This is a genomic window from Chitinophaga silvisoli, from assembly GCF_003412465.1.
GTDB lineage: Bacteria > Bacteroidota > Bacteroidia > Chitinophagales > Chitinophagaceae > Chitinophaga > Chitinophaga silvisoli.
Map to the genome: position 1 here is coordinate 296,553 of NZ_QTJV01000004.1, position 16,736 is coordinate 313,288.

Consider the following 16,736-nt stretch of genomic DNA (forward strand, 5'->3'; position numbering starts at 1 on the left):
GTTTACTGATGACTTTGGGGCTTGTCTGGCCCTGTTGCTAATTTACCCGATACCTGGTACAATACGCGTTTGGATCATAACGTTTATTGTGAAAAAAATATGTAATCGCATTGATTATCTGATAGAAAGATATTCATCTGGCGATTTTTTCATATATTGGACCCACATTCCCAATCATAAGTTATGGCCAAATTCCCAATATTGCTGAGTTGTCTTGTGATTAGCCTGGGTGTGCATGCTCAGGTGGTAACCTATGATAACGCTAAGAAAAAAGCACAGAAGAGTTTTGACAATGCACAGTTGGCGGTTTCGGAGTATAAAACGGAAGATGCTATTATTTATTTGCAGGAAGCGGTACGTGCTGAGCCTGGATTTACGGATGCCTATGGACAAATGACGATTTCCTATGTAGAGTTAAAAAAATACGACGAGGCGATCAATGCTTTTGAAACACTGAAAAGACTGGATAGCGCTTCCATCCGGCCTGCGCTGCTGGCTTACTCGAAAGCCCTGGGAGGTGTGGGCAGATTTAGTGATGCCCTGGCCAGTATTAATCTTTACATCGCGACTACCAAGATTAAGAATCCAAAAGCAGAAGCCCTGCAAAAGACTTTTACTTATGCTGCCCGGGAAGCCGCCCACCCGGTACCCTTCAAACCTGTGAACCTGGGGGATAATATCAATACAAAGGATGGTGAATACTTCCCTTCCCTGACGATCGATAACCAGATGCTTGTATTTACCCGCCGGGTAAATGGCAAGAACGAGGATTTTTATGTGTCGGAAAGAGATGACAGTATGCACTGGAAGAAGGCTTATAACCTGGGGCAACCTGTCAACTCCTCTGCATTTAATGAAGGTGCGCAGAACATTTCGCAGGATGGTAACATGCTGGTATTTACAGGCTGCAATTTTCCAAATGGAAGAGGTAGCTGTGATATCTACTATGCTATCAGAACGGAAGAGGGCATGTGGGTGGAGCCCATGAACCTGGGCAACCCAATCAATACAAGAGACTGGGAATCCCAGCCTTGTCTATCTCCTGATAAACAGACCCTGTACTTTGCCAGGGAAACTGCAGATGCCGGTTCTGATATATTTATGAGTGTCATGCAAGCCAATGGCAGATGGGGTACTCCTGAGAGACTTGGGCCTAATATCAATACACCTGGTGATGAGAGCACGCCCTTTATTCATGCGGATAACCAGACATTATATTTTGCTTCCAACGGGCATCCAGGTTATGGTGGTATGGACCTGTTCTATTCCCGCAGACAAGCTGATGGCAGCTGGGGTCCTGCTGTGAACCTGGGTTATCCTATCAATACAATGGACGAAGAGGCAAGTATGGTAGTGGCAGCTGACGGTAAAACTGCGTATTATGCTTCTGACCGTACAGACAGCCGTGGATCACTGGATATTTATAGTTTTGAATTGTATCCTGCTGCAAGGCCGTTGAAGACGCTGTATGTAAGGGGGTATGTGTATGATGCAAAGAGCCAGAAACGCCTGGTCGCGAATATTGAGTTGCAGGACCTGGAGACAGGGCAGACCATGGCGGATATCAAGAGTGACCTGATGGGGAATTACCTGGTCGCATTGCCGGTGGGCAGGGATTATGGATTGAATGTGAATAAGAAAGGCTACCTTTTCCACTCAGAGAATTTTTCTCTGAAAGGTGCGGATAAGGATACCGGTTACTTCAGGGAAGTACCGTTGGTGCCGCTGGATACGAGTGCGATAATGGTATTGAACAATGTGTTCTTTGCGAGCAGGGAGTATACGCTGAAGACAGAGTCTTATGTAGAGTTGAACAGATTAGTGGGATTGATGAAAGAAAACCCGACTATGGTCGTGGAGATCAGCGGGCATACGGATAATGTGGGTAATGATCAGATCAACCTGACACTGTCTGATAAACGTGCGCAGGCAGTGGTGCAATACCTGGTGCAGAAAGGGATAGAAGCAGAGCGATTGGTAGCGAAAGGGTACGGTGAAAGTAAACCGGTAGCGGATAATGAAACGCCGGAAGGCAGGGCGCAGAACAGGCGAACAGAGTTTAAGATTATCAAATTATAACAAACATGTCGTGCAGATCAGATGATTCAGATAAACCGATTCGGATTGTTAAATGAAAAGACTAAACTTTAACGATTTGGAATAAACTTAAAGGCCTTACAAACCAATGGTTTGTAAGGCCTTTACATTACCGGCTGTGTCAAAATCCCCCTTACTTTTATAGCTTCACATTCACACTCATCCCTTTATATTCTACTACTTTTCCTGGATTAGCACCCTGATTAGCGCCGACCAAAAAAACGGTGAATTTACGGGATGCAATCATGCCAGGGAATTTACCTTTTCTATCTCCAATGGTAAGCATCTTCGCCTTATCATCCCATTTAAAAGTGATAGTTGAGTATATTCCTTTCTCATAGTTGTAATTGTCATTTTCATCCTCATACAATACAAACCGGCCATCATTCCCCGGATATACACGTATTTCAAGGTTATCCCATTTCTTTTCTTCAGCATATTGCACTTGTGGACCCAGTGGCAATATGGAGCCTGCTTTTACATACAGGGGAATTATATCCAATGGTGTTTCTTTCTGCAAGGTTTTACCACCAGCTACCGGCTCGCCTGTCCAGAAATCGAACCAGCTTGTACCGGCGGGTAAATATACTTCTGTAGATTTATTAGCGCTGAAATCTTCAGCCCAGGCTGTATCATTTCCGTTTACCACCTGTTTCAGATACTGTGCCTGGGTCACAGGTGTTACCAGTATAGATTTCCCGAACATGAATTCATTATTCACATTCCAGGCATTGTGATCTTTTACAAAGTCCATTACCAGTGCCCGCATCATGCTGGATTGGTTGGCTGTAACGTCCCAGGAAGTTGAATAAATATAGGGTAGCAGGCTATAGCGTAAATATATAAACTTCTCTATAGCATCATACACCTTGTCGCCTTTGCTGCCGAATTGGTATATTTCCCTGGGAGCATCTGTTCCATGAGAACGCATCATCGGGCAGAAAGTACCAAAGGCCACCCACCTTGCATATAATTCGCGGTATTCCGGATCTGCCAGTTTTTTATGAAAATTGCCGAGAAAGAATCCGCCGATATCGCTGTTCCAGTAAGGAATGCCGCTTAAAGAGAAATTAAGCCCGGTAGGTATCTGGTTTTTTAATGTCTCCCAGGAGGATGTAATATCACCGGACCAGGTATTTGCACCATATCTTTGCTGGCCAGCAAATGCAGAGCGTGTAAGGATAAATACCCTCTTATCACCACTCACTTTTCGTTGATGATCGTATACGCCGCCTACTGTCATCAGTGGAAACGCATTACGCACTTTACGAAAAGAACCCAGGAAAGATTGCTGCTCAAGGTCTGTATCTTTAAATGACAGATGATCGGGTTCTGAGGAGTCCATCCACCAGCCATCGAACCCGATAGCATATAAGCCCTTGCTTAGATATCGCCAGTAAATATCCCTCGCCGCAGGATTATAGGCATCATATACACGCACGCCGGAAGGATAGTTCATATCCGGGGGCCACACGTCTTTTGCACTCTCCGGCCAGGTGCTGAAATTGAAAAGCATACCACCTGCGTTGAGATCTTCATAAGGTTTTGTTTTGGGGCCGAAAGAAGCCCAGATAGAAATGATCGCATGTGCGTTCATTGCATGGATATCATCTACCATTTTCTTAGGCTGTGGGAATTCCGGGTTTAAGAAACTCATGCCGTTCCAATGGTAATTATCACCCCAGTATTGCCAATCCTGGATGACACCGTCCAAAGGTACTTTCAGCTCACGGTATTTTTTCACGACATCCACAATTTCCTGTTGTGATTTATACCGTTCCCTGCTCTGCCAGAAGCCATAGGTCCACAATGGAAACATAGGTGCCTGACCGGTTAATTTCCGCATGCAGGCTATCACGCCATCAGCATTGCCGCCGTACATGAAATAGTAGTCTATACAGTCTCCTACTTCTGATTTAAAATACATTTCATTTGGAGTATCTTCAAAAGTAGTGGGCGAATAATTATCCCAGAATACGCCGTAACCTTTTACGGACTGGAAAAAAGTGATGGGATCATCTGTATTGCCCTGCATCATCATATTATACTTTTGATTGCGTTGACTCAGGTTCCCTCTCTGATGCTGACCCAATCCATAAATAGGTTCATCCTTCGCAAGCTGAAAAGACTGAGATACAGAAAATGTTTTGCTTCCGGCATCATCAAAAGGTGTAAACGAAACGCCATTGGGCTTCTCACTAAGGAGGGCTTCGCCTGCAGTGGTTTGATAGCTGATTTCACCTGTTTCAGTATTTAACCTTACACTGAGCTTATCACTTTTCACGATGATGAAGTTAGTTCCCGAACTTGTTGTAAAAACTGTCTTTAAGGGACTTGCTATTACTGACAAACTCGTTTTGGAGAACATGTTGTTTTTAGGCGACTTAACAACTCTGACAATAGAAGGCGTATAGAACTGAATTTTCACTTCATTGCCGCCAACTGTGGTGGTGATGCCTGAACTGTTCTTTTCGAATTGCCGGGCATAACTGCCCATACTGATCATCAAAAAGATCAAAAAGTGTAGTGGTCTCATTTTATTCTGTTAACATGTTTATTAACCTATTGTATCGTTCCCTGTTTATTAACCTGTTGAATTATCCTGCCGCTATTTTACCGGACCATCATGGTCTGTGATAACACATTCTCTGCGCCGGCATTTTCCTTTCCCGGTTGCCCTCCTCCTATGCTGATTACTGCTTTTCCTCCCGGTTGATAGCTGTTCCCTTTTTCATCAATAAGGGAAAGATCTTCCGGTGTAAGTGTAAATGATACTTCTTTACTTTCGCCACGTTTTAATGATATGCGTTGAAAACCTTTTAATGACCTTACAGGTGCGTTTGCCTCTGCAGGGTAACTTACATAAAGCTGTACCACCTCATCACCATCAAATTCCCCTGTGTTCGTCAACGCTACACTGACATTGACCGGAGTTCCTTTCCGGGCACTTTCTGCCATCTTAAGCCGGCTATATGTAAAATGCGTATAGCTTAGACCGTAGCCAAACGGATATAAGGGTTTCCCCCTGAAATAGCGGTAAGTCCTATTATGCATAGCGTAATCTGTGAACGGGGGAAGATCGTTGTCTGAGGCATAAAAGGTCACAGGCAGGCGTCCTGAAGGATTGTAATCACCAAATAATACATCGGCAATAGCGCTTCCTGCACGTTGTCCTCCATACCATGCATTTATAATGGCAGGTATTTTTGCCTGTTCTTCAGGAATGGCGATAGCGCTGCCGGTCATCATCACAAAAATGACAGGCTTACCTGTTTGCTGTAAGGCTTTCAGGAGCTTTGTTTGCACTGAAGGCAGCATAATGGTTGTCCGGTCGCCTCCTTCAAAACCAGGTACTTTTACAGGCATTTCTTCTCCTTCCAGTTGCGGTGAGATACCGCCAGCAAAAATGATGGCATCTACATCCTTCAACCTGGCGGCCAAAGCCGCAAAGTCAGTTTTAACCCTGTCACCAACTTTAACCCGGATGGAGGCATTCCCTTCATTCTGATAAAATTCCACTACCAGCTTGTAGCTGCTGTCCTTCTGAACAGGCAAAGCAAAAGGTCTTGCTCCCCAGCGGTTTTTCGTCCAGGCATCGATAACCAGGCTGTCATTGATAAACAGGCGATATCCGTCATCTCCATCTATTTCAAAATTCATAGTTTCAGTAGCTGCTGCTTTCAGGAATGTGGTATACCTGGCTGAATAATGGATGGTCTTCAGGTTGGGTGCGGGTGTTTGTCCTTCCGTCCAGTAATGATCAATATCTTTTTCGATGAGCGTTTGCAGGGGTGCACCTTCGAGCTGCTCGTTTGCAAAATACTCTGCCTGTACTCCCGGGCTGCCTTTAAAGGAAAGCATGGGTGTTAAATCCCGGTAACTTAGCAGGGTATCGTTGGTATAATTGATCGCCTTTTCGTAGATAAGTGTTGCATCCGGACCCAGTTTTTGCCTGATCCCTTCAACAAGGGTCACTACCCTGGACGGCGTGCCATTATAGTTGCCAAGAACAGCTATTTTATTATCGGCATTGGGTCCTATCACGGCTATCTTCCTGATCTTCTTACTAAGGGGAAGCACTCCATCGGAGTTCTTCAGTAAAACGATGGATTCTCTGGCCATTTTCAGGGCATGGTCATCATGTTCCGGGGATTCCAATACTGAAGCCGGCGTTTGTGCATATTTGACCTGGGATACCGGGTCAAACATTCCGAGCCGGAAACGTATGGTAAATAATCTCTTTAGTGAAGTATCCAGTTGAGCTTCGCTTAACAACCCGGTTTTTACCGCGTTAATGAGCGAATAATAAACTGAGGTGCCGCACTCAATATCTGTTGAATGAATGAGGGCATCTGCAGCTGCGGCGGTAGCGTCTTTATGCGTTTTATGGTATTTGAAAAAATCGTCTATGGCCCAGCAATCGCTTGTTACGTAGCCGGTGAATTTCCATTGTCTGCGAAGAATGCTGGTCATGAGCAAATCATTGCCGCAGCAAGGCTGACCGTTCACGGCATTATATGCGCACATAACGCCTGCAACATGCGCATTAACGACCAGTTCATGAAATGCAGGCAGATAGGTATCCCAAAGATCATGCAGTGAAGGGTTAAAGTTATCTGAATGCCTGCTGGATTCCGGGCCGCTGTGCACGGCAAAATGTTTGGCGCAGGCAGCAGCCTTCAGGTACCTGGGATCATTCCCCTGAAGTCCGCGTACAAAAGCGGCCCCCAGTTTAGCGGTCAGGTATGGGTCCTCCCCGTAAGTTTCCTGTCCCCTACCCCACCTGGGATCGCGGAATATATTGATATTTGGTGTCCAGTAGGTTAAGCCCATATACCGTTCATTGTCCTTTCCTTCTGCGATTGCCCTATTATGAATCGCCCTGCCTTCGGTGGCTGAATAATCTGCCATCATGTATAGTGAGGCAGTATCCCATGTGGCAGCCATTGCAATGGCCTGCGGATAAGAAGTTACATGGTAAGGGGTGCGGGCCACACCATGGAGGGTTTCATTCCACCAGTCATAGGCTGGTATACCAAGACGGGTGATAGCGGGAGCAGCATTGAGCATTTGCCCGACTTTTTCTTCCAGGGTCAGGCGGTTAACCAGGTCGTTGACACGCTGCTCCACAGGCAGGGTGTAGTCCCACATAGGGAAGCTTTTATATTGCTGGCCCATGGAAGTACCGGCAATACATATTCCAATAAACACAATTAGTTTTTTCATAACATGGAGGTGGTCTTTAACGGAGAATATTAAACAAATCTAAATAATGTCAATCAGACAATTATTAAACTTATTTCAAATAAACCAATTATCAAACTTATTTTTTTGCAAAACAGTATAAATAAAATGGGGAGGGGCCATGGTAAAGGTTCTTCCATCTGCATTGAAGCTTTTGGAGAGACAGCTTTTCAGCAAAGAAACGGCATTCAGCGGATCAAAAAGTTCAAAAATGACCGTTGTTGGTTTTTAGCAGTAGTCAATAAGGGTTGGGAGACAAAAAACAGGACAACAGGAGCTTGTATCAAAAGTAAAATTCACTGGTTGTATCCGGATGCAGGGTAGCGTGCATTTTACTTTTGATACAAGCTTTTTTTGTTTGGGTCAGCTAGCAGTGGCGCTGCCGTGGGTTTAATAATTTTTCAATTGCGTTTGCAATATTGAATCGATATTTTGCTTGTAATTGTATTGGAACAAAGCCGGTAACCAATCACCATACATGGGATTTGGTAATACGATAAACCTGTTTCCAAATTCAGCAGCAGACTGCTTTGTAGCTGCATCTCTTTGATCAGCGGGTTGCTTTTCGAAGATGGCGGAGAAGTCACCCAGGTTATCACCCATGAGCAGAATTATTTCATGTGTTTTTGCAACTGCCAGTCGTCTTTCTTCTTTGCTGGAAGTGGTGGTTTTGGGGATCAGGTGTTCATTATCTGCATCAGGAAAATTCCAGCGTTGTAAGTTTTGTAAGGTTACGCCACGTTCTGCTTCTGAACGGTTGGTGATGTAGTATACATGGATGCCTTTTTCAGCAGCGTATTTTAAGAAAGACAATGCGCCGGGAACCGTATCGGCCATGGCTTTGCTGGTCCATTCCTGCCAGGTTTTATCGCTGTAGTTTTCGCCTTTTAGTGCAACGTGTACATTGTATGCACTGTTGTCCAATACCGTTTCATCAATGTCAGTGACAATAGCCATGGGCTTAGCGGAACTGCGTTGCAGGTCTTCGTTGAGGCGAAGACGGGCGAAGTTGTATGCCTGGAAACAGAGGGCTTTATATTCAGCAGCGCGTTGTTGCCAAAGGGCTGCAAATGCAGGACCATAAGGCACTAAGGCCGTATGTTGTGCTGCGGGTTTGGGTGCCTTGCATGCGAATAAGAGGGTGAATGCAAGGGAAAGTGGGAGGAATTTAGAAAACATGAGAAAAAAGTTGTAACTTAAGGAGATACAAAAGTAGGGGAAATGCAGGAAGAAACACGTTATCAGATTGCACTTACAAGGATACCACAAATAGGAAATAAGATAGCCCAACAATTGATGACTTACTTTGAAAATGCCAGTAGCATATTTAAAGCGAGCAGAAGAGAACTGGAATGCCTGCCGATGATGGGGAAGGTAAGAGCGAATGCCATCAAGGAATTTAAGGACTTTAGGTGGGTGGACAGGGAAATCGCTTTCCTGGAGCAATATAAGATAGCCGCTATCAGTTTTCAATCTCCATTATATCCACAGCGCCTGCTGGATTGTTACGATAATCCTTTTCTATTATATTTTAAGGGGAATGCAGATTTAAATGCAAAGCGCATCATCAATGTGATTGGAACCCGTGTGCCTACTCCGCATGGCAGGGAGGTGTGTGCTAACCTGATAGCGGGGCTGGAAGCCAGTAATATCATGGTAGTGAGTGGATTAGCCTATGGCATAGATGTGCTTGCCCATGCTACGGCATTAAAATATGGAATGCCAACGATTGGGATCCTGGCGCATGGGCTGGATAGAATATACCCGGATGTGCATACACATACGGCAAGGCAGATGGTAGAGCAGGGAGGATTGCTGACGGAGTATTCGAGGGAGACGACACCGGATAAACCTAATTTTCCCAGGAGGAACAGGATTGTGGCGGGGATGACAGATGCCACCGTGTTGATAGAAAGTGGGATAAAAGGAGGGTCGATGATCACGGCGGATATTGCCCATAGTTACAACAGGGATGTATTTGCCATCCCGGGGCGTGTAGGAGATTCCAAGTCAGCGGGTTGTCATCACCTGATAAAAAATAATCAGGCAATGCTGATAACAGGTGCAGATGATATATTAAAAGCCATGAACTGGGATGATGAGGTAAAGCAGGCAAAGGCAGTAGTGCCGATGCAGCAGGAGCTGCGTGCAGAGCTAAATGAGGAGGAGCGCCAGATATTAGGCCTTTTTAATAAGAGTGAAGATTATCATATAGATCATATATATAGCAGAAGTCCATTGCCAGAGAGCAGGGTAGCATCTGTAGTATTCCAGCTGGAGATGAATAAATTGTTAAGAAGTATGCCGGGACAGCGCTACCAGCTGGTTTGAGGCAATTTAAAAACAGGGGAGCGGATGACGGGCATCACAACAATTTTTGTATTTCCTTAAATAGCTGTACATTTGCGTGCAATTATTTAATAACTGACAAATAGTTGCAACATGCCTGCCGGAAAATCAAAACCGAAATTTGTAGAGGACGGACTTACCTTTGACGATGTACTTCTGGTTCCAGCCTACTCTGAAGTCTTGCCCAGAGACGTTAATATCAGCACGCAACTTACCAAAAACTTACGCCTGAACATTCCAATGGTCTCTGCTGCCATGGATACCGTGACAGAAGCTAATCTGGCCATTTCTTTGGCACGCCAGGGTGGTATCGGTATTCTGCACAAGAATATGTCTATTGAAAAACAGGCCGAGCAAGTACGTAAGGTAAAGCGTAGTGAAAACGGGCTGATCCTCGATCCGGTAACCCTGCATGCAAATGCATCTATCGGAGAAGCTCTCCGCCTGATGAAAGAAAATAGCATCGGTGGTATTCCTATCGTAGATGAACAAAGCAAGCTGGTTGGTATCCTCACCAATCGTGATTTACGCTTCGAAAGGAACATGAAACGCGTAGTAAGCGAAGTAATGACTTCTCAGAACCTTGTTACTGCACCAGAAGGTACTGACCTGAAGAAAGCAGAAAAAATCCTTCAACAGAATAAAATTGAGAAATTACCAGTAGTTGGAAAGAATGGTAAACTCGTAGGTCTGATCACTTACCGTGACATCCTGCAGCTGACCAGCTATCCAAATGCTATTAAAGATGAATATGGTCGTCTGCTCGTAGGTGCAGCACTGGGTATTACCCCGGATGTACTGGACAGGGCGCAGGCGCTCATCAATGTGGGTGTGGATGTAGTTTGTCTCGATAGCTCTCATGGTCATTCAGTAGGTGTACTGAATGGTCTGAAGAAACTGAAAAAGACCTTCCCTAAATTACAGGTGATAGCAGGTAACGTAGCAACCGGCGATGGCGCACTGGCACTGGCTGAAGCAGGTGCTGATGCAGTGAAAGTAGGTGTAGGGCCTGGTTCTATCTGTACTACCCGTGTAGTAACAGGTGCTGGTTTTCCTCAGCTCTCCGCTGTAATGAACGCGGCTACGGCCCTGAAGAAACTGGGTGTTCCGGTAATTGCAGATGGTGGTATCCGTTATACCGGTGATATGGTAAAAGCTATCGCTGCAGGTGCATCCTGTGTAATGGCTGGTTCTATCTTTGCTGGTACTGAAGAAAGTCCTGGAGAAACTATCATCTACGAAGGACGTAAGTTCAAGTCTTATCGTGGTATGGGATCCCTGGAAGCAATGGTAGAAGGTTCCAAAGACCGCTATTTCCAGGAAGAAGATGATATCAAGAAACTGGTACCGGAAGGTATCGTAGGTCGTGTACCTTACAAAGGAATGCTGGCAGAAGTGATTCAGCAGTATGTAGGCGGTCTGCGAGCTGGTATGGGTCTGACAGGTTCTAAGGATATCAAGGCACTGCAGGGAGCACAGTTCATTAAGATCTCTCCTGCTACTGTGAAGGAAAATCACCCGCATGATGTGGTGATTACCAAGGAAGCTCCGAACTATAGCAGATAATTCATCGCATAATAATAATAGAAAAGGGCATTTCATCAGGTTGATGAGGTGCCTTTTTTGTTTTCCGGCTGATACAGTTCCTCTTCTTTCATCTTTGAATTTCGATGGTGGAGATAGCCAATTTTATCCTGATGCTGCTGATTATCCTTATTTTTGAGCCGCTATGGCAAAACGTTACTTACCCGCTATTTTGAGTCTTTCCGGCAGCCTGCTCCTTTGGGCGGCGTGGCCAACTTCTCCCCTTACCTTTTTGATTTTCATTGCTTTTATCCCCTTGTTTCGGCTGGCGGATATTGTGGAAAACAGGGCCCGGTTTTTTGGCAGCGCTTTCCTCTTACTTTTCTGCTGGAATGTGGCCACTACCTGGTGGGTAGGTAATACGACGGTGCCTGCAAGTGGTGTAGCAGCGAACCTGCTCAATACCCTGTTTATGCTGGTGCCGGTGATGGGTTACCGCAGAACCCGAAAATGGGTGAGCCCTACCCTCGCCTACTTTACCTTCATTGTCTACTGGATGACCTTTGAATATATCCACCTGCAATGGGAACTGAGCTGGCCATGGCTCAGCCTGGGCAATGCTTTTGCCATGCACCCGAACTGGGTACAGTGGTATGAATATACAGGCGTAAGCGGAGGGACTTTGTGGATCCTGGCTACGAACCTGGCGATCTATCATGTGTGGTTTCAGTATAAGTTTTACAGGAAGCCGGTTTTAAAGCAGATCTGGAAACCCGTTCTCATTTTAGCAGTGCCTTTCGGTATCAGTGCGTACATAAATATGGGGTTGCATGTCCCAACTGAAGGAACAGGTGCCGAAGTAGTGGTCGTACAACCCAACATTGACCCTTACGATAAATTTGCAGACGAAAATGAATCCCTGGAAGTCAATAAAATGCTGCAGCTCACCCAAAAGGCAATTACGAACCGCACCTCCTTTATCGTATGGCCAGAAACGGCCCTTTTTGTACACGGTGCCTGGGAGAACAAACTCACTTATGAAGATTATACCCAAAAGATCAGATTGTTATTGCAGCAGTATCCCAAAGCAACTCTGGTAAGTGGCGCAGTAACCTTGAAACGATATAATCAAAATGACGAGATTCCTTCATCTGCCCGTCGCAATTCAGATGGAGATATGGTTTATGATGTATTCAATGCGGGTGTACAAATTGATACTTCGAACGTAGTGGGTGTTTATCATAAATCTAAACTGGTACCGGGTGTTGAGTTAATTCCTTATGTGCACTACCTGAGTTTTATGAATAGTCTTGCGCTGGATTTTGGCGGCATCAGCGGTAGTTATGGCCGCAGTCCGGGTGTGGAACTAATGGAAAACAAGGCCACACACATTAAGGTATTTCCTACTATCTGTTATGAATCTGTGTACAGTGAGTTTGTCGCTGAGCATGTAAGAGAGGGTGCGAATATTCTTTTTATTATGACGAATGATGGCTGGTGGGGCAATACGGAAGGTCATCGTCAGCATTTACAGTATGCCCGTCTCCGTGCCATTGAAACCCGCCGCTGGGTAGCCCGTAGTGCCAATACCGGCATCTCTGCCATCATCAATAAAAACGGGGAAATTGTGGACTCACTCCCTTATTGGGAAGAAGGAGTTTTGAAAGCAACTGTAACACCGAACTCTTACCTTACGTTCTATGTTAAATATGGAGACTTGCTTTCCAAGGCAGCGGTTCTATTTTGTATATTGCTGATCCTTTATAGTTTCTTTCTGCGGCTGACGCGTAAACGGATAACCAATACATTATAAACATCTATAAAATATCTTTTACGTTACAGGCTGCCTATCAATAGTTGTAGCCCAGGCCTGCATTATAGTGTGTTCTTATAAATATTTTTTCTGATGTCGAATAAACTTTCTGCCCAAAATAATCATCTAAGTGTAGGGAAGAAGCCCGTATTAGTATTACTGCATGGATTTGCTGAGAATGCCGCCATCTGGAATGTGCAACAGGCATATCTGAGCGAATTTTTTGAGGTAATTGCGCCTGATTTGCCCGGAGTCGGCAATAATCCGCTCACGACTGCGTTGACTATTGATAGCATGGCTGACAATGTTTACAGCTCGTTACAGTCTGCCGGTATTGAAAAAGCAGTGATTGTAGGCCATTCTATGGGCGGATATGTTGCCCTTGCCATTGCAGAGAAATACCCATCAATTTTACAGGGAATGGGCCTGTTCCACTCTACAGCCCTTCCTGATACCGAGGAAAAGAAAGACGCGCGCCGCAAATCCATCAAACTGATGGAACAATATGGTAGTGAAGCATTTATCAGACAGGCATTTCCGAATATGTTCAGTCCCGGCTTTAAGGCCAGGCATCCGGAAAGTGTGGAAGCATATGTGAATATGGGTATCACCTGTCCCCTCGCTTCCATGGAAGCGTATTACGAAGCAATGATAATAAGACCTGACCGCACAAGCGTGTTATCATCTATACAAGTACCAGTGCTGTTTGTAATCGGAAAAGATGACACAGCCGTTCCTCTTCAAAGCATATTGCCACAGGTATCCCTTCCACGGACCAGCAGCATTTATATTTTTGAAGAAACAGGCCATATGGGCATGTGGGAAGTTCCCGCAGCCAGCAATCAGCTCTTGCTACAGTTTACTCTTTTTTGCCAAGATCAATAATTGTGAAAAGAAGCACCCTTCTATTGCTATTCATACTCTCTTATGGATTCATTTCCAAAGCTTCCCATATCATCGGGGGAGAGATGTCCTATAAATATATTTCAGGTACCACTACTACGGTGACCTACCAGGTTACCCTGAAACTTTACAGAGTTTGTGAGACAGCTCAGGACCTGGCTGAATTGCCCAATTCTGTATACTTTGCTGTATTCAGTAAAGCTGATAACAGGGAGGTAAGCGGCTCTCCTTACCTGATCTCTCAAACCAGCAAGGCCACGCAAACTTCCGGGCAGGCGGATCCCTGTATCGTAAATCCACCCAAGGTCTGTTTTCAGATTGGCACATATACCGGCACCATCACTGTGCCGATCAACGCTGCAGGATATACGGTGTCGTTCCAAACCTGCTGCCGTGATTATACCATGGCAAATATTAAGGACACACATGTGGCAAATGACCAGGAACATTTTCCGGGGAATGGTGCCTCTTACTTTACTGAATTGCCGGGTACCAATGATATCCTGACCAATTCAAGTCCTACTTTCAATAAAGATGAAGCGATCCTTGTTTGTGCCAATAAGAAATTTTCTTACGACTTTTCTGCCAGCGATCCTGATGGTGACAGCCTGGTGTATGTTTTCTGCGCTGCTTATGGGGGTGGTAAGGTGACTAATGGACAGGATAAATATGCGACACCACCTGCTGCTGTTGCTCCTCCTTATTCGAATCTTCCTTACGTCAGCCCTTATTCAGGTGCTGCTCCCCTGGGGCCTGATGCTTACATCGTGTCTAATAGCGGTTTAATTACAGGTGTGGCACCCGATCCGGGAAAATATGTAGTGACTGTGTGTGCCTATGAATACCGGAATGGTAAATTACTTGGCATTCACAGGAAGGATTTCCATATGATTGTAACCACCTGTGTGCGTGTGGTGGAAGCTGCCATGCCTGATAAATACAATGATTGCAGCGGTTTTACCATTACTTTCCTGAACAACAGTACTGAGGACAAAACCTATGACTGGGATTTTGGCGATGGTACAACTTATACGACTACCAGCACTGCTCCTTTGCAGCATACCTATGCTAATGAAGGAGTGTACAATGTGACATTATGGGTCGATAAAACCAGCAATTGCGGTGACAAGGCAACTGCCGTTGTATATGTATATCCTTTGTTAACGCCCGATATGCGCATTACGGGATTGTGCAGTAATACCACCACTACTTTTACCAATACCTCTACAACGACCAGTAATACAGATGCCATTGCTACTTACCGCTGGGATTTCGGGGATACGGGTGCCACAGCAGATACTTCGCGGTCATCAGTGGCCAGCTATAAATACCCGGGGGCCGGTACCTATACCGTTATCCTGGATATCACTACTAAGAATGGTTGTGCAAGATCGGATACGAGCACGATCACCGTTTACGAAAAACCACCTATCAGCACCACACCAGATACCTTATTATGTATCCGTAATTCACTCCAGCTTACTGCCAGCAGTGAATCGGGCGGCCAAACAATCAATGGTACTTATGCCTGGACACCTGATTATAACATTATCAATCCTAATACGGCTACTCCTACTGTATCTCCAAAAGTGGATACTGGTTATACTGTAACGTTTACTGATGCAACGGGTTGTCAGAATTCAGCAACCGTAAACGTTGATGTTCGTGATACACTGTATGTAAGAACAATTGCTGATAGTACGGTTTGCACCGGTGATACGCTGAATATCCGCGCTTTCGCGGATGGGAATTATTCCCTGACCTGGTATGAGCTACCATCCAATACTCATGTGGGTGATGGTGCCATCCTCAACATCGTACCACCTGCTCCCTCTGCCACCTACCAGGTAGTGGCTACTTTGGGTGATTGTAGCGGGCATGATGATATGAGTTTAAAAATCGTGGATGCGCCTGTTGTGCAGGCCAGCGCAGACACAACTATCTGCTATGGTGACCAGCTTACGCTGACAGCATCGGGCGGCGCTTTTTACCAGTGGACCCCGACCTTTTCTTTGTCGACTCCGACCCAGGCAACGACGCTTGCAAAACCAACAGATACGACACAGTTTATTGTGACTGTGACCGATAACAAGGGATGTCCTAAACCAGTGAGGGATACTGTGATGGTCAATGTGGTTCCCCCCGTACCTGCCTTTGCCGGTAATGATACCATTGTGATCCTGAACCAGCCATTCACCCTGCATGGTTCTGGAGGTACGAGTTATGTATGGTCTCCGGTAGATGGATTGGACAATCCAAATATCGATACGCCGACAACGATTATCAATCATGACTTTACATATACCCTTACTGCCTATACGGCTGAAGGATGTAAGGGCACTGATGATATAAAGCTCCGGTTTATAGCGGGGCCTGATATTTATGTGCCTACAGGCTTCTCACCTAACGGGGACGGACAAAATGATATCTTCAGACCTCTGCCGGTGGGTATTACGGAACTGGAGTTTTTCAGGGTCTTTGACCGCTGGGGAAAACTAATGTACAGTACGACGGAATACCTGCAGGGATGGGATGGGAATTTTGACGGGAAACCTGCTGCCATTGGCACTTATGTATGGGTCGTGCAGGGTAAGAATGTGAATAATGAAACGGTGATTCGTAAGGGCACTGTCACCCTGATCAGGTAAATTTATGCCTTCAACTATATTACAATCGGAATCTGCGAATGCAGATTCCGATTGTGTTTCAAACCCCTTCATATGGCGATTTAATTCATTCGCCCGTCTCCTTTTTTTTATTTAAATTCCTATAGTAAAGTCTTCATAGCGCCCATGCACAACCCCAT

The 16,736-nt window shown here is 45.3% G+C and carries 9 protein-coding genes; 6 read left to right on the forward strand and 3 right to left on the reverse strand.

The window, feature by feature from the left end:
• Positions 1–183 precede the first annotated feature (183 nt).
• Positions 184–2,079 (forward strand): OmpA family protein, encoded by a 1,896-nt coding sequence (locus DXN04_RS13285; RefSeq protein WP_116853839.1) that lies wholly within the window; start codon positions 184–186, stop codon positions 2,077–2,079.
• A 157-nt stretch (positions 2,080–2,236) separates the two neighbouring features.
• Here DXN04_RS13285 and DXN04_RS13290 read toward each other — a convergent pair whose 3' ends face one another.
• From DXN04_RS13290 to DXN04_RS13305, 3 genes are all read right to left on the reverse strand, one after another.
• Positions 2,237–4,633, reverse strand: a complete 2,397-nt coding sequence (locus DXN04_RS13290; RefSeq protein WP_116853840.1) for a glycoside hydrolase family 31 protein — start codon at positions 4,631–4,633, stop codon at positions 2,237–2,239.
• Positions 4,634–4,710: 77 nt separating this feature from the next.
• Complete coding sequence (locus tag DXN04_RS13295; protein WP_116853841.1) at positions 4,711–7,323, reverse strand: glycoside hydrolase family 3 C-terminal domain-containing protein; 2,613 nt, start codon at positions 7,321–7,323, stop codon at positions 4,711–4,713.
• A 408-nt stretch (positions 7,324–7,731) separates the two neighbouring features.
• Complete coding sequence (locus tag DXN04_RS13305) at positions 7,732–8,520, reverse strand: 5'-nucleotidase, lipoprotein e(P4) family (RefSeq protein WP_116853843.1); 789 nt, start codon at positions 8,518–8,520, stop codon at positions 7,732–7,734.
• Between the two features lie 42 nt (positions 8,521–8,562).
• Here DXN04_RS13305 and dprA point away from each other — a divergent pair, with 42 nt between their 5' ends.
• The 5 genes from dprA to DXN04_RS13330 all read left to right on the forward strand — a co-directional run bounded on the left by dprA (position 8,563) and on the right by DXN04_RS13330 (position 16,578).
• On the forward strand, positions 8,563–9,672 hold the full coding sequence (dprA, locus tag DXN04_RS13310; protein WP_116853844.1) for a DNA-processing protein DprA: 1,110 nt from the start codon (positions 8,563–8,565) through the stop codon (positions 9,670–9,672).
• A gap of 111 nt (positions 9,673–9,783) precedes the next feature.
• Positions 9,784–11,256: an IMP dehydrogenase gene (gene guaB, locus DXN04_RS13315; RefSeq protein ID WP_116853845.1), complete on the forward strand. Its 1,473-nt coding sequence runs from the start codon at positions 9,784–9,786 to the stop codon at positions 11,254–11,256.
• 163 nt (positions 11,257–11,419) lie between these two features.
• On the forward strand, positions 11,420–13,027 hold the full coding sequence (lnt, locus tag DXN04_RS13320; RefSeq protein WP_116853846.1) for an apolipoprotein N-acyltransferase: 1,608 nt from the start codon (positions 11,420–11,422) through the stop codon (positions 13,025–13,027).
• Between the two features lie 93 nt (positions 13,028–13,120).
• Complete coding sequence (locus tag DXN04_RS13325) at positions 13,121–13,912, forward strand: alpha/beta fold hydrolase (protein ID WP_116853847.1); 792 nt, start codon at positions 13,121–13,123, stop codon at positions 13,910–13,912.
• A gap of 2 nt (positions 13,913–13,914) precedes the next feature.
• A complete protein-coding gene (locus tag DXN04_RS13330; protein WP_147319916.1) occupies positions 13,915–16,578 on the forward strand; it encodes a PKD domain-containing protein in 2,664 nt (887 codons plus the stop codon).
• The last annotated feature ends 158 nt before the right edge of the window (positions 16,579–16,736 follow it).

Excerpts from the sequence above, each read along its gene's own strand:
- DXN04_RS13285 (WP_116853839.1), top strand. The coding sequence starts at position 184 with ATGGCCAAATTCCCAATATTGCTGAGTTGTCTTGTGATTAGCCTGGGT.
- DXN04_RS13290 (WP_116853840.1), bottom strand. The coding sequence starts at position 4,633 with ATGAGACCACTACACTTTTTGATCTTTTTGATGATCAGTATGGGCAGT.
- DXN04_RS13295 (WP_116853841.1), bottom strand. The coding sequence starts at position 7,323 with ATGAAAAAACTAATTGTGTTTATTGGAATATGTATTGCCGGTACTTCC.
- DXN04_RS13305 (WP_116853843.1), bottom strand. The coding sequence starts at position 8,520 with ATGTTTTCTAAATTCCTCCCACTTTCCCTTGCATTCACCCTCTTATTC.
- dprA (WP_116853844.1), top strand. The coding sequence starts at position 8,563 with ATGCAGGAAGAAACACGTTATCAGATTGCACTTACAAGGATACCACAA.
- guaB (WP_116853845.1), top strand. The coding sequence starts at position 9,784 with ATGCCTGCCGGAAAATCAAAACCGAAATTTGTAGAGGACGGACTTACC.
- lnt (WP_116853846.1), top strand. The coding sequence starts at position 11,420 with ATGGCAAAACGTTACTTACCCGCTATTTTGAGTCTTTCCGGCAGCCTG.
- DXN04_RS13325 (WP_116853847.1), top strand. The coding sequence starts at position 13,121 with ATGTCGAATAAACTTTCTGCCCAAAATAATCATCTAAGTGTAGGGAAG.